The organism is Burkholderia stagnalis (genome assembly GCF_039848545.1).
Classification (GTDB): Bacteria; Pseudomonadota; Gammaproteobacteria; order Burkholderiales; family Burkholderiaceae; genus Burkholderia; species Burkholderia stagnalis.
Genome location: NZ_CP156686.1, coordinates 1740557 through 1762839, shown reverse-complemented (window position 1 = coordinate 1762839; position 22283 = coordinate 1740557). Strand labels below are relative to the sequence as shown.

At 68.4% G+C, this 22283-nt stretch carries 16 protein-coding genes; 2 read left to right on the top strand and 14 right to left on the bottom strand.

What is annotated here, in order from left to right; genetic code table 11:
* Nucleotides 1-4: 4 nt before the first annotated feature.
* From ABFO07_RS24565 to ABFO07_RS24525, 9 genes are all read right to left on the bottom strand, one after another.
* Nucleotides 5-1399, bottom strand: a complete 1395-nt coding sequence (locus ABFO07_RS24565) for a heavy metal sensor histidine kinase (RefSeq protein ID WP_059884260.1) — start codon at nucleotides 1397-1399, stop codon at nucleotides 5-7.
* Nucleotides 1396-2079, bottom strand: coding sequence for a heavy metal response regulator transcription factor IrlR (gene irlR / locus ABFO07_RS24560; protein WP_059563553.1), 684 nt, complete (start codon nucleotides 2077-2079; stop codon nucleotides 1396-1398). Before irlR ends, ABFO07_RS24565 begins: the two co-directional genes overlap by 4 nt.
* Nucleotides 2060-5320: an efflux RND transporter permease subunit gene (locus tag ABFO07_RS24555; RefSeq protein ID WP_347468722.1), complete on the bottom strand. Its 3261-nt coding sequence runs from the start codon at nucleotides 5318-5320 to the stop codon at nucleotides 2060-2062. The genes irlR and ABFO07_RS24555 overlap by 20 nt, the downstream gene beginning before the upstream one ends.
* A gap of 63 nt (nucleotides 5321-5383) precedes the next feature.
* Nucleotides 5384-6841, bottom strand: coding sequence for an efflux RND transporter periplasmic adaptor subunit (locus ABFO07_RS24550; RefSeq protein WP_347468721.1), 1458 nt, complete (start codon nucleotides 6839-6841; stop codon nucleotides 5384-5386).
* 10 nt (nucleotides 6842-6851) lie between these two features.
* A complete protein-coding gene (locus tag ABFO07_RS24545; protein ID WP_060013703.1) occupies nucleotides 6852-8156 on the bottom strand; it encodes a TolC family protein in 1305 nt (434 codons plus the stop codon).
* Between the two features lie 138 nt (nucleotides 8157-8294).
* Entirely contained in the window at nucleotides 8295-8558 is a 264-nt protein-coding gene (locus tag ABFO07_RS24540) for a PAAR domain-containing protein (protein ID WP_059563611.1), read from the bottom strand.
* Nucleotides 8559-8620: 62 nt separating this feature from the next.
* Complete coding sequence (locus ABFO07_RS24535) at nucleotides 8621-9958, bottom strand: T6SS immunity protein Tli4 family protein (RefSeq protein WP_059563557.1); 1338 nt, start codon at nucleotides 9956-9958, stop codon at nucleotides 8621-8623.
* On the bottom strand, nucleotides 9955-11754 hold the full coding sequence (locus tag ABFO07_RS24530; protein WP_059988943.1) for a hypothetical protein: 1800 nt from the start codon (nucleotides 11752-11754) through the stop codon (nucleotides 9955-9957). Before ABFO07_RS24530 ends, ABFO07_RS24535 begins: the two co-directional genes overlap by 4 nt.
* 6 nt (nucleotides 11755-11760) lie before the next feature.
* Nucleotides 11761-14466, bottom strand: a complete 2706-nt coding sequence (locus tag ABFO07_RS24525) for a type VI secretion system Vgr family protein (protein ID WP_347468720.1) — start codon at nucleotides 14464-14466, stop codon at nucleotides 11761-11763.
* A 434-nt stretch (nucleotides 14467-14900) separates the two neighbouring features.
* On the opposite strand from ABFO07_RS24525, the gene ABFO07_RS24520 reads away from it, so the two are divergent.
* On the top strand, nucleotides 14901-16058 hold the full coding sequence (locus ABFO07_RS24520) for an iron-containing alcohol dehydrogenase (RefSeq protein WP_347468719.1): 1158 nt from the start codon (nucleotides 14901-14903) through the stop codon (nucleotides 16056-16058).
* A gap of 2 nt (nucleotides 16059-16060) precedes the next feature.
* On the opposite strand, the gene ABFO07_RS24515 is transcribed toward ABFO07_RS24520, so the two are convergent.
* The 3 genes from ABFO07_RS24515 to ABFO07_RS24505 all read right to left on the bottom strand — a co-directional run bounded on the left by ABFO07_RS24515 (nucleotide 16061) and on the right by ABFO07_RS24505 (nucleotide 18286).
* Nucleotides 16061-16600 carry a hypothetical protein gene (locus ABFO07_RS24515; protein WP_060013694.1) on the bottom strand — a complete coding sequence of 180 codons (540 nt, stop codon included), beginning with the start codon at nucleotides 16598-16600 and terminating at the stop codon, nucleotides 16061-16063.
* Between the two features lie 65 nt (nucleotides 16601-16665).
* Entirely contained in the window at nucleotides 16666-17664 is a 999-nt protein-coding gene (locus tag ABFO07_RS24510) for a sulfonate ABC transporter substrate-binding protein (protein ID WP_059808406.1), read from the bottom strand.
* Between the two features lie 214 nt (nucleotides 17665-17878).
* Nucleotides 17879-18286, bottom strand: a complete 408-nt coding sequence (locus ABFO07_RS24505; RefSeq protein ID WP_059884250.1) for a DUF427 domain-containing protein — start codon at nucleotides 18284-18286, stop codon at nucleotides 17879-17881.
* A 228-nt stretch (nucleotides 18287-18514) separates the two neighbouring features.
* Here ABFO07_RS24505 and ABFO07_RS24500 point away from each other — a divergent pair, with 228 nt between their 5' ends.
* Nucleotides 18515-20176, top strand: coding sequence for an ABC transporter substrate-binding protein (locus ABFO07_RS24500; protein ID WP_059924095.1), 1662 nt, complete (start codon nucleotides 18515-18517; stop codon nucleotides 20174-20176).
* Between the two features lie 51 nt (nucleotides 20177-20227).
* On the opposite strand, the gene ABFO07_RS24495 is transcribed toward ABFO07_RS24500, so the two are convergent.
* The gene (locus ABFO07_RS24495) at nucleotides 20228-21175 is read right to left on the bottom strand and encodes a TauD/TfdA dioxygenase family protein (RefSeq protein ID WP_059963828.1); all 948 of its coding nucleotides are present in this window, start codon (nucleotides 21173-21175) and stop codon (nucleotides 20228-20230) included.
* Between the two features lie 82 nt (nucleotides 21176-21257).
* A complete protein-coding gene (locus ABFO07_RS24490; RefSeq protein ID WP_059988952.1) occupies nucleotides 21258-22211 on the bottom strand; it encodes a TauD/TfdA dioxygenase family protein in 954 nt (317 codons plus the stop codon).
* Nucleotides 22212-22283: the final 72 nt, after the last annotated feature.

Here is a 22283-nt window from a genome sequence, read left to right as displayed (position 1 = left end):
GCGCTCAGCGCGCGGCCGCCGGAAACCGCAGCCAGAACGCGGTGCGCACGTGCGGCTCGCTTTCGACGCCGCACTCGCCGCCGTGGCTCTGCATGATCGACCTGACGATCGCGAGGCCGAGGCCGGTGCCGGACGCCGAGTTGTGCCGCGCCGGATCGACCCGGTAGAAGCGCTCGAAGATCCGTTCGCGGTGCGCTTCAGCGATGCCGGGCCCCGCGTCCGATACGGTGATCGTGGTCGCGTCGTCGGTCTGCGTGCAATCGATATGGATCGTCGTGTCGCGCGGCGCATGCGCGATCGCGTTGCTCAGCAGGTTGCTGAGCGCACGCTGGAACAGCAGCACGTCGGCGCGCACGGTGCCCGCGCCGTCGACCCGGATCGTGACCCCCGCATCGTCCGCCATCGGCTCGTAGTAGCCGGCGACGCGCTCGGTCTCGTCGAACGCGTCGAGTGTGCGGATCGCCAGATGGCTTTCCGCGTTGTCCGCGCGCGCGAGGAACAGCATGTCCTCGATCATCCGCGACAGCCGCTGGTATTCGTCGATCGCCGACTCGATCACCTCGCGGTATTCCCCGGCGCTGCGCGGCCGCGACAGCGCCACCTGCGCCTCGGCAACCAGGTTCGTGAGCGGGGTGCGCATGTCGTGCGCGAGATTCGACGAGAACTGGCTCAGCCGCGTAAACGACTCATCGAGCCGCGCGAGCATGCCGTTGAACGCATGCTCCAGCTCCTTCAGCTCGCCGGCCGTATCGAGGCCCTGCAGCGGCTGAGCGAGGCGGCTCGTCGACATCTCCTCCGCGCGCCGGACGAGCCGCCGCAGCGGGCTCAGCCCGAGCATCGCGATGCCGTACGCCAGCGCGGCGGCGAGCACCACGCCGAGCACCTCGATCACGACGATCGTCCACGCATACGCGTGCAGCAGCGCGCGATCGCTTCGCGCGTCGCGCTGGATCACGACGCGCACGCGCAGGCCGCCGGGCCCGTCGAGCGGCGCGCTCGCGACGAGATAGTGCAGCGTCGAATCCGGCGCGGCGATCGCGACGGGCGTCTGCGAGGCCGGCCCGCCCGTCGCGCGCGCGCCGGGCACGTAGCCGGACGTGGCCAGCAACAGCGCGCCGGCCGCGTCGTACATCGCGAGATCCATGTTCTGGTGGCCGTGCAGCTGGTCGATCCAGATGTCGGCATGGCGCGGGATCTCGTCGACGAAGCGGATCGCGGCCAGATGCGCCTGCAGCGCGCTCATCGTGACGGCCATTTCCTGCGCGGACGAACTCTCGATCCGGTTGTACAGCGCGCGGTACAGCGCGAACCCGCTCAGCGCGAGCACCGCCGACGTCGACAGCACGATCAGCAGCGTCAGGCGCGCGCGCAGCGTGCGGGGCAGGGCGCGCGCGATCATCGGCCGCCGGCGCCGCGCAGTTCGAGCACGTAGCCCATGCCGCGCACCGTATGGATCAGCTTGGGCTCGTACGGATCATCCACCTTCACGCGCAGCCGCCGGATCGCGGCATCCACCACGTTGGTGTCGCTGTTGAAGTTCATGTCCCACACCTGCGACGCGATCGTCGCGCGCGGCAGGATCTCGCCCTCGCGGCGCATCAGCAGCCACAGCAGCGAGAACTCCTTCGCGGTCAGCAGGATCGTGTCGCCCTGGCGGGTCGCCTTGCGCCGCGTGAGGTCGAGCTCGAGGTCGGCCACCTTCAGCACCGTCGATTCGCGCGGCTGCCCGCGCCGCAGGATCGAGCGCACGCGGGCCACCAGCTCGACGAAATCGAACGGCTTCGCGAGATAGTCGTCCGCGCCGAGCTCGAGCCCCTTCACGCGATCGCCGACGTCGTCGCGCGCGGTGAGGAACAGCACCGGCGTCTCGCGCGTGCGGCGCAGGTGTTCCAGCACGGTCCAGCCGTCCTTGCCGGGCAGCATCACGTCGAGGATCACGAGGTCGTAATCCTCGGTGGTGGCCTGGTGCAGGCCGGTGATGCCGTCCTCGACCCAGTCGGCGACGAAGCCGGCTTCGGTCAGGCCCTTGCGCAGGTAGGTGCCGGTCTTGGGTTCGTCTTCAACGATCAGGATTCGCATCGGGAGTTGCCTTGGGTTGCCCGGAAGGTGCGGCGCCGCCGCGTGTCAGTCGCGCCAGCCAGCCGCCGAGCGCCGTCCGGATCGATACCGAATACGCGACGCGGTACAGGACGGGCAGGACGAGCAGCGTCAGCGCCGTGGACGACAGGATGCCACCAATCACGACGGTTGCAAGCGGCCGCTGCACTTCGGCGCCGGTTCCGGTCGCGAACGCCATCGGCAGGAAGCCCAGCGACGCGACGAGCGCGGTCATCAGCACCGGCCGCAGGCGCGTGAGCGCGCCTTCGCGCACGGCCGTGCCGAGCTCGACGCCCTCGTCGCGCAGGTTGCGGATGAACGAGATCATCACGAGGCCGTTCAGCACCGCGACGCCCGACAGCGCGATGAAGCCGACTGCCGCGGTGATCGACAGCGGGATGCCGCGCAGCCACAGCGACACGACGCCGCCGCTCAGCGCGAACGGAATGCCGGTGAACACCAGCAGGCCGTCCTTCACGTTGTTGAACATCACGAACAGCAGCACGAACACCATCAGCAGCGCGACGGGCACGACGATCTTGAGCCGCTCGCTGGCGCTCTGCAATTGCTCGAACTGCCCGCCCCACGACAGCCAGTAGCCGGCCGGCACCTGCACGTCCTGGCCGATCTGCGCCTTCGCGTCGGCGACGAACGAACCGATGTCGCGGCCGCGCACGTTCGCGCTGACCACCACGCGGCGCTTGCCGTCCTCGCGGCTGATCTGGTTCGGGCCCGGCGCGACGTCGACCGTCGCGAGCTCGGCGAGCGGCACGTAGGGCGCCTGCACCAGCGGGCCGCTCGCGCCGATCGCGCCGGCCGCGCCGCCGGCGGCCTGGAACGGCAGCGCGATCGGCAGCCGCTTGATCGCCTCGACGTCCGAGCGCAGCGCGTCCGGCAGCCGCACGACGATGTCGAAGCGGCGATCGCCCTGGAACAGCGTGCCGACCTTTTGCCCGCCGACCGCCGCGGCCACCGCGTCCTGCACGTCGCCGATGCTCACGCCGTAGCGCGCGAGCTTCTCGCGGTCGAGCTGGATCGTCAGCACGGGCAGGCCGCTGGTCTGCTCGACCTTCACCTCGGACGCGCCCGGCACCTTCTGCAGCGCGGCCGCGATGCGCGTGCCGGTATCGTTGAGCTGCGCCATGTCGTCGCCGAAGATCTTCACCGCGACGTCGCTGCGCACGCCGGAAATCAGCTCGTTGAAACGCAGCTGGATCGGCTGCGAGAACTCGTATGCGTTGCCGGGCAGGTCGGCGAGCGCGGCCTCGATTTCCTCCTTCAGCGTGTCGCGCGATTTCTTCGGGTCCGGCCACTGGTCGACCGGCTTCAGCATGATGTAGCCGTCCGACAGGTTGGGCGGCATCGGGTCCGCGGCGATCTCGGCGGTGCCGGTGCGCGCGAACACGCGGTCGATCTCGGGGAAGCGCTGCTTCAGCGTCTTCTCGATCGCCCGCTGCATCGCGACGGATTGCGACAGGCTCGTGCCGGGAATCCGCAGCGCGGCCACCGCGAGATCGCCTTCGTTCAGGCTCGGGATGAACTCGCTGCCGAGCCGGGCGGCGAGCAGCAGCGTCGCCGCGACGATCGCGACCGCGCCGGCGAGCACCCGCGCGGGGCGCGTCATGAAGCGGTCGAGCGCGGGCGCGTAGAGCCGCTTCGCCCAGCCCATCAGGCGGTTTTCCTTTTCCTGCACGCGATTGCCGATGAACAGCGCGACGGCGGCCGGAATGAAGGTGACGGTCAGCACCATCGCGGCGGCGAGCGCCATCACGACCGTGATCGCCATCGGGTGGAACATCTTCCCCTCGACGCCCGTCAGCGCGAAGATCGGCAGGTACACGACCATGATGATCAACTGGCCGAAGATCAGCGCGCGGCGCGCCTCCTGCGACGCGGCGAACACCTCGGCGTAGCGTTCGTCGCGCGTGAGCGGCCGGCCGGCCGCGGCCTGCGCGTGCGCGAGGCGGCGGATGCAGTTCTCGACGATCACCACCGCGCCGTCGACGATGATCCCGAAATCGAGCGCGCCGAGGCTCATCAGGTTCGCGCTGACCTTCGCGTTGACCATGCCGGTGAACGTCATCAGCATCGACAGCGGGATCACGAGCGCGGTGATCAGTGCCGCGCGGATGTTGCCGAGAAACAGGAACAGGATCGCGATCACGAGGATCGCGCCTTCGAGCAGGTTTTTCCTGACCGTCGCGACGGCCTTCTCGACGAGCACGGTGCGGTCGTATACGGGCACCGCGCGCACGCCGGCCGGCAGCGTGCGGTTCACGTCGTCCATCCGCGCGGCCACGGCCTTCGCGACGGTGCGGCTGTTCTCGCCCATCAGCATGAACACCGTGCCGAGCACGACTTCCTCGCCGTTCGCGGTGGCCGCGCCGGTGCGCAGCTCGCGGCCGACGTCGACCTCGCCGAGATCCTTCATGCGCACCGGCACGCCGCCGACGTTGGCGAGCACGACGTTGGCGATGTCGTCGACCGTGCGCGCCTGCCCCGGCACGCGCACCAGGTATTGCTCGCCGCGCTTCTCGATGTAGCCGGCGCCGACGTTGTCGTTGTTGCGCTCGAGCGCGCGCACGACGTCGGCGAGCGTCAGCCCGTACGACATCAGCTTCGCGGGGTTCGGCGCGACCCGGAACTCCTTCACGTAGCCGCCGATCGAGTTGACCTCGGTGACGCCCGGCACGTTGCGCAGCTGCGGCTTGATCACCCAGTCCTGCAGCTCGCGCAGGTCGGCCGGCGTGTAGCGCGTGCCGTCCGGCTTGCGCGCGGCCGGCTCGGCCTCGACGGTCCACAGGTAGATTTCGCCGAGCCCCGTCGACGTCGGCCCCATCGCCGGCGACACGCCGGGCGGCAGCTTGTCCTTCGCCTCCTGGATCCGCTCGTTGACGAGCTGGCGCGCGAAGTAGATGTCGGTGCCGTCCTTGAAGATCACCGTGACCTGCGACAGGCCGTAGCGCGAGATCGAGCGCGTCTGCTCGAGGTTCGGCAGCCCGGCCATCGCGGTCTCGACGGGGTAGGTGATGCGCTGCTCGGCCTCGAGCGGCGAATAGCCGGGCGCGGACGTGTTGATCTGCACCTGCACGTTGGTGATGTCGGGCACGGCGTCGATCGGCAGCTTCTGGTAGCTGAACACGCCAAGTGCCGCCGCGGCGGCGATCGCCAGCATCACGAGCCAGCGATGGGCGATCGCGAAGCGAATCAAGCGCTCGAACATGGAACGGGAATCCTCGGGAATGCGAAAGAGAGAGGCGCCGCCCTCGGGCGGCGTCGGGCGGGGTCAGTGTTCGTCCGCGCTGCCTTTGCCCAGCTCCGCCTTCAACACGAAGCTGTTGGCGGTCACGTATTCCTGGCCCGGCTTGAGGCCGGCCAGGATCTCGACCACCTGGCCGTCGCGCCGGCCCGTCTCGACCGGCTGCGCGACGAAGCCCTTCGGCGAGCGGACGAACACCGACGGCGCGCCGTCGATCTGCTGCAGCGCGTCGTTGGCGATCGCGACGGGCGCGTCCTGCTTGCCCGCGTCCACCGACACGTTGACGAACATCCCGGGCCGCCATGCGCCGTCCGGATTCGGCAGCACGATGCGCGCGGCGGCGGTGCGGGTCTGCTCGCCGAGCAGCGCGCCGACGTACGCGATGCGGCCGCCGGCCTTCGAATCGAAAGCCGCCGCGCTGACCATCGCGTCGCGCCCGACGCGCACGTCGTTCAGCCGCTGCGCGGGGACGGCCAGCTCGGCCCACACGGTGGACAGGTCGGACACGACGAACACGTTCGCGTCGGCGGCGACCGCTTCGCCGGGCGCGAGGTGCTTCTCGACGATCGTGCCGGCGAACGGCGCGCGCAGCTCGAAGCGGTTCAGCGCCGACGCGGACGCGGGCGCATTCAGCGCGGCCAGCTTCTGGCGCGCATTCTGCGCGGCGATTTCCGCTTCACGAAGCTGAACCTGCGCCTGCAGGTAGTCCTGCTCGGCCGAGATGCGCTCCTCCCACAGCGTGCGCTCGCGCGCATAGGACGTGCGGGCCGCCTGCAGCCGGCGCTCGGCGCTCAGCAGCTCGCTGCGCCGGTCGGCGAGATCCGTGCTCGCGATCACGGCCAGCAACTGGCCTTGCTCGACCCGCTGGCCGATCGACACGGCCACCCGTTCGACGATGCCCGCGACGCGCGGCACGACGTGGGCCGTGCGGTCCTCGTTGAACTTGATCTCGCCCGGCAGCTGGAAACTCGTCGCGATCGACGCGGGGCCCGCGCGCGCGGTCTCGATGCCGGCCGCGGCGGCCTGCTGCGCATTGAGCGCGATTGCGCCGTCCGCGCGCGAGAACGGAAACGTCGCGGTGCGGCCGCCGGCCTTCACCGTGATCGCGCTGTCGAACACGTGCGGTGCCGCGACCGGCTGGGCCGTCGTGAACGTTCCTCCGGCCTCGTTGAACGCGAGCGGCACGCGCGCGCCGTCGTAGCGGGTCAGCACGCCGGCCACGTGCGCGCCTTTCGGCGCGGGCTTGCCGTCGAGCGACGGGTAGACGATCAGCCGCGCGTCGCCGGGTTTCTCCGACAACACGATTTCGACCGACAGCGGGCCGTCGGCGACGAGCTGCCCGCCATGCGGGCCGGTGCCGTCGGCGGCCTGGGCGGCGGATGGCGCGGCGGCGGAAGGGCCGCGCGACAGCGCGAGCGCGCCCACCGCAACGGAGAGCGCGCCGAGCGTGGCGGCGGCGACGAGGATCAGTTTCTTGCGCTGCATGACGGAACCTTCAACGGAGAGGGGCGGCGGGATCGAGCGGCTCGCCGACGAGCCGGCCGATGTCCGCGTAGGCCTGGTGGGTGTCGGCGAGCACCTGCACGTAGCGGGATTCGGCCTGGTACAGCGTGCGTTGCGCGTCGATGACGTCGAGCAGCGCGAACTTGCCGAGTTCATAGCCGCGCGCCATCGCGTCGAGCGACTGCCGCGCGGCCGGCAGCACGTCGGACTTCAGTTGCCGCGCCTCGTCGGCGGCGCGCTGGTAGCGCGTGAACGCCTGGGACAAGTCGAGGTCGATGCGCGCGCGTTCGCTGTCGAAGCTCGCGCGCGCCGCCTCGGCCTTGTGGGTGGCCTCGAGGATCGCGCCGCGGTTGGTGTCGAACAGCGGCAGCGGGATCGACACGCCGACCACCGCCTGGTTGTCGGGGCTGCCGCCCGCGACGACGTGCTTCATCCCGGCGGTCACGGTGAGATCCGGGATGCGGCGGGCCTTTTCCAGCGAGATCTGCGCGTTGGCGCGCAGCATGCCGGCGCGGGCGGTGCGCGACTGCGGCGCGTCGTCGAGGCGCTGGCGAAGCTGCGCGAGCGGCGCGACGTCCGGAATCGCATCGAGGTCGCCGGCTGCCGTGCGGCCGGCCACGGCCGGATTGCCGGTGACGTTCGCGAGCTGCTCGGCGGCGGTGGCGACCTGCGCGGCCGCGTTCGCGAGTTCGATCCGCGCGCCGCTTTCGGCGACGCGCGCCTTGGTGGCCTCGACCGGCGACACCTTGCCGGCGCGCGCGCGCTTGTCGGCCATGTCGGCGGAACGGGCGGCGATGGCGGTCGACTGCTGCGCGACCTTCAGCTGCCGCTGCGCGGCGAGCAGGCCGTAGAACGCGCGGACGACGTCGGCGCGCAGCGTGGCGGCCCGCTCGTCGAGCGACGCGAGCGCCGCTTCGCGCCCGTACGACGCGACGTCGAGCCGGGCGCGCCGTTTTCCGCCGAGTTCGAGCGTGTGCGAGAGCTGCCCGGTGGTGGTGCGCTCCTGCGCGGCGAAGCCTTCCTGCAGGAACGACAGCGTCGGGTTCGGGCGCGCGCCGGCCTGCATCAGCGTGCCGGCGGACGCGTCGGCGTCCGAGCGGGCACTGCGCAGCGCCGGGTTGCGTTCGCCGGCCATCGCGAGCACGGCGGTGAGCGATAGTGGGTCTTGTGCGGTGGACGGCGCGGATAAAGGATTCAGCGTGGCACGCGCCGGTTCGCCGGGCGGCGGCGGGGACTGTGCCAGCGCGGCGCCCGCGAACGGGACGAACAGCACGGCGGCGATTCTACGTTTGAGCATGGACGACTGGAGCGGGATTGAGCGCAGTCGATGCTACGGACGGGGTGCAATGCAAACATGAGGCGAAGATGACAATTTCGTCAGAATCGCGGGGAGGGGGGGAGTGGCGCCGATCGAAGCCCGGCGCGATACGTCACGTCAATCGGAAGCGAAGTTCGTTGTGGTGGCGCGGAGGATCGCGCCGCAGCTCGTTTTATGGCCGTCGAGCGCGACCGCGCGACCGCCGACGACGAATCCCGCGTCGCCTTCGACGATGACGCACGCCTGGTGCCCCGCAAGCGGGCAGGTGCACGTGTCGCCAACGCGCGCGATTGCACGGCCGTCGACCAGAAAGCTATCGTCCCCGCTTGTCACGACCCCGCCGTGGCTGGTCGGGTCGCCGATACGAATGACATTCTTCACGATATATTCCACCGGCGAGGATCGGCCGGAAACGCCGAGGCCAGGACATGACCGCCCACGTGTCAGGCATCGTTTTCGGGTGTCGCGTCGTCGACGCCGTCTCCCGCCTTTCCGCGTGGCGGGGTGTCGGGCTGCGGATCGGCGTACCCGACGAGTTGCCAGGTGGTCGAGATACTGAATTGCCTGTGTTTGCCGCGCGCCTTGTCGAACCAGCGCGCCTTGTCCAGCACCTGCGCGGCGGGCATGACCGACCCTTGCGTCAACAGCTGGCGCGCGCCGCCCACGATTTCGTGTCCGCTTGCTTCAGGGCATGTCCACCATCCCGTTTGCGGACACGGGGCGCCGGTGGCCGCGAGCGTGCCGAGCGGGAGCGGCGCGGCGGGGCCGCCGTCCGACAAGGTGCCGCCGGCGCTTGGCCGCAACCGGATCGAATTGACGACGGCGTCGAACAGCTGGGTGGCTTGCTCGTCGGTGACCTTGGGGCGAATCGGTTGCCCGTGGTCGTACTTCGCGCCGCTCTGGAATTCGACGATCAGCGTCGGGTCCAGCGGGGCGTTGAGTTTCGTACCCTGCGCCTCCCAGCGGAACTGATGCAGCCTGTATCCGCCGTCTGTCGGAACCGTGGAAAGCATTTCCTCGCCGGCGCGGCCGGCTGCGATTCGCTCGCCCTTGCGCAGAACGTGGACCTGGGCCAGCAAGCCGGAGAGCGATCGGGAGGACGATGCATTGCCGAGGCGCGCGAGGAGCTTCGGCTCGCCGGGCTTCGACACGGTCATCGAACGCACGGTGACGACGACCCCCGGCCATTGCGGAAACCGGAAGCTCATCCACGCTTCTTCCGGCTGCTCGGTCGTGCCGGCCCCGGCGATGAAGCCGTTGCCGAGACAGAAGCCGGATTTCGATGGAATGTCGTCCGGTTCGCGATACTGCAGCTTGTCGAGCACCTCACCCTGCACGCCGGCAACGACGGACGGCAGTTTTTCGGCGGAATAGCCCGAGTACTGCATGCTGAACGTCGTCCCGCGATCCCACTTGTACGCTTCGAAGCCGCCCGCCATGAACGTAATCACTTTCTTCGAGAGCTCGAAGATGCGGATGTTCTTCGCCGGCTGACGTTCGGCGGCAACGTCGAACCCGTCTTTCTGTTTGCCTGCTTTCAGGGCTTCGTACCGTGTCTTCATGCGCCTGTCGAAACCCGCCAGGTCGCTGTCCTCCTTCGATGCGTCGATGCGTCCGTAGTCGTATTCATATCCCTGTCCGGTCAGTTGGGCGTCCGCTGGAAGATCGACCAGATAGCGGCCGTAGCAGTAGGTTTTCACATTGCTCATCGAAGGCTCTTTCGCAAGGCAGGGAAAAGCAATCAGGCCGGCGAACAGCGCCGGCCACACCTTTGTGTTCATGCGGGTGCTCCTCCTGATGCATCGGCCGAGATCGCCGGCGCCAGCTGTACGATCTTCGCGATACAGTACATCACGTTGTTCAGGACGTTTTCGTTCTTGTAGCTTGCCGCGTGGTCGAAGCCATCCATGCGGAATACCTTGGGCGCCGGCGACCCCTTCTCGATCAGCGCGCCCGACTGCGACGGAACGGTGCCGTCGCCGGCATTGGCCATGTCGTATTCAGTCGGTTCCTGATGGTTCTCGAGGCGGAACCGGATGTTGCTATCGCCCAATTGGACGGTGGATTTGCCCAGCTCGTTGAATGATGCTGCTTTCGCATTCGACAGGAGGCTGGCGATATCCGATCCGAGGTCGGAGCCGGGACGGATCTCGTCGCTCGTCTTCCATACGATGCGCCCGAACGATATCTGCCTGGCGTCGTAGCCGTAATGCGCATAGGTCACCGGGTGGCAATCGAGTTTCACGGTGTCGTGAAATTTTTCCGCCGCGCCGAGCGTCACCATGTATTGCCCATAGGGTTCCATTCCCTTGGGCGTCTTGTTGGCGGGGTCGATCAGCATCTCGTCGACCATGCCCCACCATACCTCCTGTGCACGCTTCGAATAGATTTCCAGATAGGGGTCCGCATTCGGCAAGCGGGGCATCACTTCCTTGCTTTGACCCCCTCGCTCCTGGACGAAGCGTAGCCAGCCGCCCGGATACTGCTTCGTCGGGAGCAATTCGAGCGGGCCTGGAGAGTTTGCCATCACACACGTAATGTCGGCAGCGCTCCATCCGAACACGGCGGCGAGCGCCATGCCCTGCAGATCGAACCAGCCGTTCGTTTCGGTCCCGGCTCGAAGGCGGCGATAGACCACCGGGGCACCGCCGACGGGCTGTACACCGTGAACGACACCCAGGATCGTCTCCTGGAGATCCTGAGCCGCGCGTCGCGTGACGAGCCCTCCCATCGAATGGGTGACGACGATCACCTTGTCGGTTGAAATCCAGTAATTTCCACGTTTGTAATAGTCGAGGGCCGTGTGAATGCGGGCAATCAGCTCCTGTGCCGATTCTTCATTGCTCTTCAGCCAGTTATAGCCGCAAGCCCATACCGGGAAGAAATAGTCGTCGAGCCTGGAGAATTCCTGGCTGCCGAGGGGGGGAACGGTCGTGTTGACCGGATGCCAGTCCTTGTCGACCACGTCGACGTCCTTACCCGACGCGTGGCTGCCTTCCCTGCGTCTCAGGGTCTTGGCGATCTCCCAAACGGGCATCAGGGTGTGGTCCTTCGTGCCTGCGTCGAGGTATTGTTCGTTCAGCGCGATCTCGAGTTCGGCCAGCACATGTCCGTAGCTGTCGAGATGCACCTCGCCCCAGCCACGCTTGCGCGCTTCCTTTTCCGTGATCGTGTACAGGCTGCGCGGAATGCTGATCTTTCCGCCGGTATCGACTCGAACCGATTCGGGCTTCATTTGCTTCTGACGCTCGGCCGGCGTTTGATTGGCGCGTCGCCACAATTCCCCCAGACCCTGTATCTTGCCGTTCGGCGGTCGCCATGCCGCGGTTCCGTCGTCCGCGTCCGTGCCGTTCGAACAGAGATTGCTGCCCATGATCCCGGGCACGAAGATGACCGGAATGACATGTCGTGGCGGCAATACGCACAATGCCCGCATTTTGAAATTCGTCGGGCTCGTGACGCTTTCGAAGTAGGGGTCGCCCGTCTGGTCGTCGAACTGCAACGATACGCGACGGCGCGCCTTCGGGTCGACCGGGCAGCCGGTCGTGAGCGGAGGTTCGGTTTCTGGCGTCGCCATGGTCGATCAAAGTTTCGGAATGAAAGTCAGCGGTCGAATCTGGGCATCCTGCACGGTCGTTTCGTGTGCGCCATCGGCAGCAAGGCGGCCGGTGTCGCGCACGGCCTGAGTCTCGTCCTCGACCTGATGCCCGAGCCGTGAGAACGCGTCGCCGCGACGCGTCGCGACGGCGAATTTCTCGTCTGTCTGCATCGTCGACGCCGGCATGTGAGGCAGGTCGGGATTGCCGCCGCCTCCGCCCGAATGCGTGAAGCCTGCGGACTCGATGGTGTGCGGGCCGCTCGACGACGCGAGCACCTTGCCGTCGGCAAGCGAGTAGGTGACGCCGCTGGCCTTGAACGTGATGCTCGGCGCCTCGATCAGCAGTTCCTTCAGCGAGTACAGATGCAGCCGCTCGGCGGAGCCGACTTCGGCCTTGCCCTGTTGCGCTTGAACGACCACGTCGCCGGTGCCCGCAATCAGCTTCATGCCGGCCTTCGCGAATGCGGACAGGCCCTGGGCCGCACGCAGCAGGATCTTGCGTCCCGTGCTGAGGTTGGCATCCTGTACGGCGATCATGTCCAGGTGCCGGCCTGCCGACGCGACGATGTTGCGCGGCGTCGCAGCCGCGATGCCGTTTGGAGCGCTCAACGCGATCGCGCCGCCGCCGGCCCCGTCCTCCCATTTCCTGATCTGCTCGACGAGCTTCTCTTGTCCGTCGGTATCGGTCGTATCCGCCTCATGCGTTTCGGCGAGGCTCGCAAGCTGCCTGGCGATCGCGAGGGCCGTCTCCAGCTGTCCGATCAGTTCCTGCCGGTCCATGACCTTGCCGGTCGCGTTCTGACGGGAATCCGTGCTGATCATCAACTGTGCAGCGCGAATTGCGCCGGATAGATCAGTGCGCAATTCGAAACCCTCGCCGCGCTTCTCGGATCGGCCGTCCGCACGCGGATGACCGATCCAGCCTTGATTGAGCTGGGTCTTGCCATGCTCGGACGACAATTTGGTCTTCGTCTCCCCGGTCGTGTCGTCGAACAGAAGCTCGCCGTAGCCAACGCCCTTGACCTCCTTTGAGCGAATCCCGTACAGCGCCGCATTGCCGGGCAGCGCGCCAGCGCCGGAGAACTGCGGCGGTGGCGTGTTCGCGCCGTGCAGGGTCGCGATGCCGATCGGTTTGTCGGGGTCGCCATGCTGGAACAGGATCAGGATCTCGTTGCCGACGCGTGGCCAAAATGCCGTGCCCGCGCGCTGGTCGGCCCACGGTGGAGCGTAGCGAATGCGCGCGGAGTCGCGCGGCGTGCCGCTTGCCCCTTTGACTGGGTGATCCTCTTGCCGGGCGAAGTGGAAGCGGACCGCGATTCGGCCTTCTTCGTCCACGTCGATCTCGGCGCCCGGGGCGCCGACAACGCTCGCGGTCATCGGCCCCGGATGCGGCACGGCGGCGGGGTCGTAGTCGGGCACGAAGGGGATATCCGCGCGTATGCAGCGAAAGCGATTGAGGTAGCCAGGCTCGTCCGTCGCGTCGGCGGTCAGGCGATTGCCTGGCGACCGCGGCAGGAAGTTGTTGCGAACGTCGACTTCGACGGACGTAAGCAGAAAGCGGCGTTGATCGGGGGCATGCGTATCGATCTCGGGATGACCGTTCAACGTAAAGATCGAGCCGGCGGCGCCACTGAATGCGCGTACGACGCTTTCGCCCGAAAAGTCCTTGGAGCGCAGCGCGTGCGCCTGTTGACGACGGCTGTTGATCTGTTCGTAATGCAGAAGGCTGTCGGCGACGTGAGGGGCGTCATAGTGGTAGCGGCTGAGCGTCGCGCTCAGCGCGTGACCGCGCGTGCCCTGATCGGCACGGCTATCTTCCGACACCGATTGCGGACGGCCGGTTCGATAATCATGCGAGCGGCCCTGTACGCTTGCGGGCGTCACGCGGCGATGTGCGCGGAACGCGACGATGGTGTCCTCGGGCTCGGTTGCGTCGGCGCGATTGAACCGGACCGAGTGCGCCGGATTATTGCGCCACGCGTGAATGTCGTCGACCAGCCGCAATGTATGAACCGGGTGGTCATTCTTGACTTCATGCGCGAAATACCATGCGATGCCCTCGCGACGCCAGAGCCGCATCAGGAACCCGGCATCGCTTTCGCCGGCCTGCATGGTGAACGCCCGTTGCGGGTACGTTCCGCGCAAGTGGCTCGTGTCCAGCTCGAAGGCGCCGGCCAGAACGTGGTTTTCACGCACGTGTTCGCCGAGGATCGCATCGGTGACGTCGATGACGGATGCGGCCGGAAACACCCGCCACGTGACCCGTTCCTCGATCACGCCGAGTGCGTCGACGCACGTCAGCTCGTTCAGCACGAATCCGCCGTCGGAGGTGATCTGGTCGACTGCGGTGACGATCGCGCAGATCGTGTGTTTGCGATTGTGGTCGTCGACGATATGGAAGGCAATTGGCAGCCCGCTCAACGTCTTGAGCGGCAAACGCACGTCGGTCGACAGGCATTTGAGCGAGTATCGCAACGGTTCGCAAATGCCTTCGCTACCGATGAGCCGCAACGGGAGAAGTGCGCCGTCCGGGAGGCCGGAGTCGGGGGCGAGCGCGATCCGAAACAACCGCTGGGCCTGGGAGAAGGGCGACGCGAGTTGATCGAACTGCCGGGCGATTGCCGCCAGTTGCGCGTCGGAAGGCCCGCCCGACAGGCCGGACGCCGCCGGCACGGATGAAGATATTGGCATGGTTTCATCGGCTGCACGGCGGATCTCGGTCGCCGCGCAATCGCCCCGGAATGATGATGCGGTTTCGTCAAAGCGTGCCGTTGTCGGCCGCCATTGCTCTACTCGCAAAACGCCCGCGAAATCTCTCAGTTTCGCGCTTCAACCTTTTTCAGCGAGACGTATACCACATTGCCCGGGCACTTTTCCAGTGCGGAAAAGGGGATCGACAATGTCCCACGATTGGGCCGTAGATCGCGGGGTCGCATCCTGGATTTTCTGTAACGCCGCTTGAATCCCCGAACCGAACCTCGTTCCGCCCCGGACTTGACGCTTACCGTGAAACCCCGCATGTTCACGCAGTCGGCCAACGCTCCCGCCGTTGCCCGACCGCCGACCCGCAGGCAGCCACGCCGCGCTGCCGGACACGCGCGCGGCGCCAACTCCGGAGACACCCGATGACCCCATTCCAATTCCGCACCGTGCCGACGCTGATCGTCGAGTTCGGCGCGGCACGCAAGCTCGGCGCCTTGCTGCGCGAACGCTTCCCGTCGCTCGTGCGGCTGTGCGTCGTCACCGATGCGTTCCTGCATCGCAGCGGCGTGCTAGCGCCGGCGCTCGAAAGCCTGGCTGCGCACGGCTGGCAGGCGACGGTGATCGACGACGTGATCGCCGATCCACCCGAGCACGTAGTGCTCGACGCAACCGCCCGCGCGATGGCGGCCGATGCGGAAATCGTGCTGGGCCTCGGCGGCGGCTCGTCGATGGACGTCGCGAAGCTGATCGCGGCGCTCGCGCCCGGGCAGCAGCCGCTCGCGGACATGTACGGCGTCGACAAGGTCACGAGCGCGCGCCTGCCGCTCGTGCAGATGCCGACCACGGCCGGCACCGGCTCGGAAGTGACGGCGGTGTCGATCGTCACGGTCGGCGAAGCGCGCAAGATGGGCGTCGTGTCGCCGCACCTGCTCGCCGACGTCGCGATCCTCGACGCCGAACTGACGCTCGGCCTGCCGCGCGCGGCCACCGCGGCGACCGGCATCGACGCAATGGTTCACGCGATCGAGGCCTATACGTCCGCGCGCCTGAAGAACCCGGTGTCCGACATGCTCGCGCAACAGGCGCTGGCGCTGCTGTCGCGCAGCCTGCTCGCGGCCTGCGACGACGGCAACGATCGCCACGCGCGCGAGGCGATGCTGGTCGGCGCGATGTTCGCGGGGCAGGCGTTCGCGAATGCGCCGGTCGCGGCCGTGCACGCGCTCGCGTATCCGGTCGGCGGGATCTTCCATGTGCCGCACGGCCTGTCGAATGCGCTGGTGCTGCCGCACGTGCTGCGCTTCAACGCGCCGGCGGCCGCGCCGCGCTATGCGGAACTCGCGGCGATCGTCGCGCCGGCCGCGACCGGCAGCGACGACGCGAAAACCCGCGCGCTGATCGACGAAATCGATCGGCTGATCGTCGCGACGGGAATTCCGCGCCGGTTGCGCGACGTGGGCGTGACCGAGGGCGACCTGCCGAGGATGGCATCCGAAGCGATGCTGCAAACCCGCCTGCTCGTGAACAATCCGCGCGAGGTGACGGAGGCCGATGCGCTGGAGATCTACCGGCAGGCGTGGTGACGCTACTTGCCGGCCGCGCCGCCGCCGTCGAGGTCGCTGTCCTTGCAGTTCGGCTCGAACTCGCCGTCGAAGTACAGGTACAGGTGCACCAGCAGCTTGCGGCTGCCGGGCTTCCTGCCGAGGTAATGCACGCCTTCCGTCGACGTGCAGGTCGAAAACGCGAGCCGCAGGTCGTCGTCGAGCACGGCTTCCGGATGCGCGCCTGCGCGCACGAAACGCGCCGGCCCGACCACACCGAAGCCCGACGCGTCAGCGGGGATCGACGGCGGCATCGTCAATGCATACGCGGCCATCGTGCGGTCGCGCAGGCTGTCGAAAACCTGCCTCGGCGGTTTCCTGGCGGGCCCCTTGATGGTCGCGCAACAGCGGGCGACGCCCGTGTCGTCGTCGGGCAGGATCTGCAGCGGCGTGCCGGCCGCGAGATGCGGGTTCGGCGTGTAGTAGACGCCGCCCGTCACCACGCCGACCTGCTGCGCGTGCGAAGTCACGGAAACGGCGAGCGCCGAGGCGATCAGGAAAGTGCGGAGGGGATGGATCGTCATGGTGGGCGGTAGCGTACACGAAGCGCGCGCCGCGCGACCGGTCCGCATCCGCCATCGCGTGGCGCTTACCGCGCGTTCGCGACCGTCACCTTGCCCGGGATCAGCTTCAGCGTGCTGAACACGTCGGCGATGTTCTGCTGGTAGGCGAGCGTCTCGTCGGTGATCGGCTGGACGCCGTATCCCGCGCGCTTCAGCGCGATTTCGAGCGTCGGCGCGTCGAGCCCGACCAGCGGCGACAACTGCGCCGCGACCTCCGGCACGTGGTCGCGCCCCCAGCGGTCGACCGCGTCCACTTCGTCGAGCAGCGCGCGCAGCACCTGCGGCTGCGCGGCCGCGTACTTGCGCGATGCGAGGTAGTACTGCGTGTTGCGCACGAGCCCTTCGCCGTTCGCGACCACGCGCGCGTTCAGCTGCCGTTCCGCGGCGGCCAGGTACGGATCCCAGATCACCCACGCGTCGACGTTGCGCTGCACGAACGCGGCGCGCGCGTCCGCGGGCGTGAGGTAGATCGGCTGGATGTCGGTGTACGCGAGGCCCGCGTGTTCGAGCGCCTTCACGAGCAGATAGTGGACGTTCGAGCCCCGGTTGAGCGCGACCTTCTTGCCGCGCAGCTGCGCGACGGTGCGGATCGGCGAATCGGGCAGCACGACGATCGCCTCGCCGCGCGGCGCGGGCGGCTCGTGGCCGATGTAGACGAAGTCGACGCCGCCGGCCTGCGCGAAGATCGGCGGCGTTTCGCCGACCGTGCCGACGTCGATCGCGCCGGCGTTCAGCCCTTCGAGCAGTTGCGGCCCGGCGGGAAACTCGAGCCATTGCACCGACACGCCCTGGCTCGCGAGCCGCTTCTCCAGCGTGCCGCGCGCCTTGAGCACGACGAAGTTGCCGTACTTCTGGAAGCCGACGCGCAGCCGCGTGCCGTTGCCTTGCGCGTGCGCTTGCCGGCCCGCGAGCGGCCCGAGCGCGAGCCCGGCCAGCCCGGCGGCGGCGCCTTGCAGCCACTGGCGGCGATGCGGGTTCGGCGGTGTCGTATCGGTGGCGACGTCTGCGTGCGGTGTGTCGTTCATCGGGTGTCCTGGCGGCGAGGGAGCGGGCCGCGCGCGGAAGCGGCGCGGTCGGCACACGGCGGGGCCGGCCACGGGCGACACGCGCCACGGGCCGGCCCGCGCCGGACCCACGACGATACGGCCGCGCACGCCGGCGGCCAACCAACGAATGCGCATATGCAAATCAGCGGCGCGCCCGATGCGTGAACGATGGATCGGCAGGGTGCCGTGACGCTCAATCGGTGCCGATCGGGCTTTCCTCGATCGAATCGACGCGATCCGGATAGAACGCGAGGTGCCCGCGAATCGCGTCGACGGCCGGGTACGGCTGCTCGTAGGTCCAGACCGCATTGACCGCGCGTGCGCCGCCGGCGGGAATCGAGTAGTACCCGCAGTCGCCCTTGTACGGGCAGTACGTCGCATGATCGGTGCGTTGGAGCAGCGTCATGTCGGCGTCGTCGCGCGGGATGTAGAGCACGGCGGGGTAGGCGGCCTCGCGCAACGCCAGCGCGCGGCGCGTATCGGCGACGACCTTGCCGGCCGCCTTGACCACGACGCGCAACGGGTGCGGCTCGACCGTGATCGGGTGATCGGGGCCCGGCGTCTTTACCGGGCGAGCGGATGTATCGGGGCTGACAGGCATCGTGAGTCCTCCAGGAAGCGGCGGCATGAACCGACACGATGCGCCCGTTTCGGAAAACGCGCAGGGGGCCAGAAGGCGGCTGGCGATGCTCGCGCGGCGATCTCCGTGCACGGGCAGCGGGATGCACCCGCAGCGATAAGCAACGCGGAATTAATTGGTAAGCGATCGGCGGGAGGCGCGCGAAGATCGGCCGTCGTCATTCGCATGACAGCCACCCTTTCCGCCACCATGAAGATCCCTTTCGTTTCGTCGGCCGTGCGCCGCGCGCGCCACGCGCCGCGTGCCGTGACGGCCCTTCGCTGCATCGCCGCGTCGCTGCTGCTCGCCGGCGCGACGGCGCCCGCCTTCGCCGCGCCCGCCGGCAAGACGCTCGTGTTCTGCACCGAAGGCAGCCCGGCCGGCTTCGATCCGGGCCAGCACACCACGAGCACCGATTTCGACGCGAGCACGTTCACGATCTACAACGGCCTGGTGCAGTTCAAGCGCGGCACGCTCGATCTCGAGCCGGGGCTCGCGACGCACTGGGACGTGTCGCCCGACCAGCGCGTCTACACGTTCCACCTGCGGCGCGGCGTGAAGTTCCAGACCACCGCGTGGTTCAAGCCGACGCGCCCGTTCCAGGCCGACGACGTGGTGTTCACGTTCCGCCGGATGCTCGACCGCGACGATCCGTTCCGCAAGGCGTACCCGACGAGCTTCCCGTATTTCAGCGATCTCGGCTTCGACCGCAACGTCGAGCGCATCGAGAAGCTCGACGACGACACGGTGCGCTTCGTGCTGAAGACGCCGGACGTGGTGTTCGTGCGCAACCTGGCGATGGCCTTCGCGTCGATCCTGTCGGCGGAGTATGCGGCGCAGCTCGCCGCGCAGCATCGCGAGGCCGACATCAACCAGCTGCCGGTCGGCACCGGGCCGTTCCAGCTGCGCGCGTACCAGAAGGACGCGGTGATCCGCTACGACGCGAACCCCGACTACTGGAAGCCGGACGACGTGAAGCTCGCGCATCTGGTGTTCGCGATCACGCCGGACCCGGCCACGCGCCTGCGCAAGCTCGTCGGCGGCGAATGCCAGATATCGGTGTTCCCGCGTCCCGAGGATCTCGACACGGTGCGGCGCGACGCGAAGCTCACGCTGTTCTCGGGAACGGGCTTCAACGTGGGCTTCGTCGCGTACAACACGCAGCATCCGCCGCTCGACCGCGTGGACGTGCGGCGCGCGCTCGACATCGCGGTCGACAAGGCCGCGATCCTGAAGACCGTGTTCAACGGCGATGCGACGATCGCGACGAACCCGATGCCGCCCGCGCAATGGTCGTACAACCCGCGGCTGAAGGATGCGCCGCGCGACCTCGCGGCGGCGAAGGCGCTGCTCGCGCGCGCGGGCTTTCCGAACGGCTTCGAGCTGACGCTGTGGGCGATGCCCGTGCAGCGCCCGTACAACCCGAACGCGCGGCTGATGGCGCAGCTGATCCAGCAGGACTGGGCGAAGATCGGCGTGCGCGCGAAGATCGTCAGCTACGAATGGGGCGAATACAACCGCCGCTCGAAGCTCGACGGGCAGCACGACGCGATCCTGTACGGCTGGTCCGGCGACAACGGCGACCCGGACAACTGGCTCGGCGCGCTGCTCGGCTGCAGCGCGGTGCACGGCAGCAACCTGTCGAAGTGGTGCAACGCGGATTTCGAACAGCTGGTCGACCGGGCGCGCGCGAATGCCGATGTCGCGAAGCGCACCGCGCTCTACGAGCAGGCGCAGGTGGTGTTCAAGGATCAGGTGCCGTTCACGCCGATCGCGACGTCGATCGTGTCGCTGCCGGTGTCGAAGCGCGTGCGCGGCCTCGCATACTCGCCGCTCGGCGGGCACCGGTTCGACGGGGTGTGGCTGGATTGATGGGGGGAGCGCGCCGCAGGACGCGGCGCGCTTGCCGGCTTCGGCCGACGCTCAGTTGAGCGCGATGGCGGCCGCCGCGCCCACCGGCGTGCCGTCGAGCGCGACCGACGGCGCGCCGTCCGGCCCGACCGGCACGTCGCCGACGAGCGTGGTGCGATAGAGCTGGCGATCGGCGTCGAGATCGAAGATGTCGACGGGCGCGAGGTGCGCGGTCGCGCGGTTGTCCCAGAACGCGATGCTGCGCGGCTCCCACTTGAAGCGCACCGTGAATTCCGGCCGCGTCACGTGTTCCCACAGCAGCTCGAGCAGCGCCTGGCTCTCGCGCGGCGTCAGGCCGACGATCGACTTCAGGAAGCTCGGGCTCACGTACAGCGCGCGCTCGCCGGTTTCCGGATGCACGCGCACGAGCGGATGTTCGGTCACGAGCGGGCGCTGCGCGACCGCGTCGTCGAACGCGCCGGTGGCGCGCGCGCCCGGCGGCGGCGTGAAGCGGTGGATGCCGCGCAGCCCGTCGACGAAGCCGCGCAGCGGCGCGGACAGCGTCTCGTATGCGCGCACGAGATTGGTCCATTGCGTGTCGCCGCCGTACGGCGGAATCGTCACGCCGCGCAGGATCGATGCCCACGGCGGATTGACGGCCGCCGTCACGTCGGTGTGCCAGCCGGTCCACGGCCGGCGGATCGGCTCGCCGTCGAAGCGGATCGCCTTGCGGTACTTCGCGACCGAATAGATTTCCGGATGATCGTCGACGTGCCCGAACACCGGATGGCCGACGGTGGGCTCGCCGAACTGCGCGGAGAATGCGACGTGCTGCGCGTGCGTGAGGAACTGCTCGCGGAAGAACACGACGCGCCAGCGCAGCAGCGCGGCGCGGATCTCGGCGACCTGCGCGGCCGCCAGCGGCTGCGTGAGGTCGACGCCGCGAATTTCCGCGCCGATGTGCGCGGACAGCGGGATGACGTCGATCGAGCGGGTGTCGGGTTCGAGTACGGCGCTCATGGGAGGCTCCTGGCTGAAAGAGACGAAGGGCAGGGCGGAATCATGGTGACACCGCGGCGCCGCCGCCGCGATGCGCGAGGCGTCATTGCAGCGTCGCGCCGGGCCCCTTGAGCACGACGCTCTGCCGGCCGTCGACGCCCACCGGCACGTCGCCGTGCACGGTCGCGCGGCGCACGACCCGCCGGGCGTCGCCGTAGTCGTTGATCGCGTAGTGCTGCGTCGCCCGGTTGTCCCAGATCGCGACGTCGCCTTCCTGCCAGTGCCAGCGCACGGTGTTCTCGAGGCGCGTCACGTGCTCGTGGAAGACCTGCAGCAGATGCGCGGAATCGTGCGCCGACAGGCCCTTCAAACGCTGCACGAAGTGGCCGAGCACGAGCGTGCGCTCGCCGGTTTCCGGATGCACGCGCACCACCGGGTGCTCGGTCTCGTAGACGGTCGACGTGAACACCTCGCGATAGCGCTTGAGCTGCGCTTCGTCGGCGTTCACGTGCGTCGACGCGTAGTCGTAAGCGTTCGTGTGCACGGCCCACAGCGTGTCGGCGAGCGCGCGCAGCGGCTCGGGCAGGTTCGCATAGGCGGCCGCGGTGTTGGCCCACACGGTGTCGCCGCCGACGGGCGGGATCACGACCGCGCGCAGGATCGAGATCTTCGGATACGCATCGACGAACGTCACGTCGGTATGCCACGAATTCGCGCGTGCACCGTGCACGGAGTCGAGTTCGAGCAGGTGCGCGCTGCCGTCGACGGACGGCACGGTCGGATGCGCGACGGTGTGCCCGAAGCGGCGCGCGAACGCTTCCTGCGCGGTGTCGTCGAGATGCGCCTGGCCGCGGAAGAACAGCACCTTGTGGCGCAGCAGCGCGGCCTGGATCGCGTCGAACGTGGCGTCGTCGAGCGTCGACGACAGCCGGATGCCGGCGATCTCGGCGCCGATCCGGCCCGCGACCGGGCGGAGCTGAAGCGGGACGGCCGACGCGCGGGGTTCCGCGTGCGGCGCATGCGATGACGGGTGGGCGGCGTGCTGGACTTCGGACATCGGGCATCTCCTGGACGCGAGGGGGATCGAGCCTTCATTCAATCAGCGCGCGCGCCGAAACTGAACCGATGA

Excerpts from the sequence above, each read along its gene's own strand:
- ABFO07_RS24565 (WP_059884260.1), bottom strand. The coding sequence starts at position 1,399 with ATGATCGCGCGCGCCCTGCCCCGCACGCTGCGCGCGCGCCTGACGCTG.
- irlR (WP_059563553.1), bottom strand. The coding sequence starts at position 2,079 with ATGCGAATCCTGATCGTTGAAGACGAACCCAAGACCGGCACCTACCTG.
- ABFO07_RS24555 (WP_347468722.1), bottom strand. The coding sequence starts at position 5,320 with ATGTTCGAGCGCTTGATTCGCTTCGCGATCGCCCATCGCTGGCTCGTG.
- ABFO07_RS24550 (WP_347468721.1), bottom strand. The coding sequence starts at position 6,841 with ATGCAGCGCAAGAAACTGATCCTCGTCGCCGCCGCCACGCTCGGCGCG.
- ABFO07_RS24545 (WP_060013703.1), bottom strand. The coding sequence starts at position 8,156 with ATGCTCAAACGTAGAATCGCCGCCGTGCTGTTCGTCCCGTTCGCGGGC.
- ABFO07_RS24535 (WP_059563557.1), bottom strand. The coding sequence starts at position 9,958 with ATGAACACAAAGGTGTGGCCGGCGCTGTTCGCCGGCCTGATTGCTTTT.
- ABFO07_RS24530 (WP_059988943.1), bottom strand. The coding sequence starts at position 11,754 with ATGGCGACGCCAGAAACCGAACCTCCGCTCACGACCGGCTGCCCGGTC.
- ABFO07_RS24525 (WP_347468720.1), bottom strand. The coding sequence starts at position 14,466 with ATGCCAATATCTTCATCCGTGCCGGCGGCGTCCGGCCTGTCGGGCGGG.
- ABFO07_RS24520 (WP_347468719.1), top strand. The coding sequence starts at position 14,901 with ATGACCCCATTCCAATTCCGCACCGTGCCGACGCTGATCGTCGAGTTC.
- ABFO07_RS24515 (WP_060013694.1), bottom strand. The coding sequence starts at position 16,600 with ATGACGATCCATCCCCTCCGCACTTTCCTGATCGCCTCGGCGCTCGCC.
- ABFO07_RS24510 (WP_059808406.1), bottom strand. The coding sequence starts at position 17,664 with ATGAACGACACACCGCACGCAGACGTCGCCACCGATACGACACCGCCG.
- ABFO07_RS24505 (WP_059884250.1), bottom strand. The coding sequence starts at position 18,286 with ATGCCTGTCAGCCCCGATACATCCGCTCGCCCGGTAAAGACGCCGGGC.
- ABFO07_RS24500 (WP_059924095.1), top strand. The coding sequence starts at position 18,515 with ATGAAGATCCCTTTCGTTTCGTCGGCCGTGCGCCGCGCGCGCCACGCG.
- ABFO07_RS24495 (WP_059963828.1), bottom strand. The coding sequence starts at position 21,175 with ATGAGCGCCGTACTCGAACCCGACACCCGCTCGATCGACGTCATCCCG.
- ABFO07_RS24490 (WP_059988952.1), bottom strand. The coding sequence starts at position 22,211 with ATGTCCGAAGTCCAGCACGCCGCCCACCCGTCATCGCATGCGCCGCAC.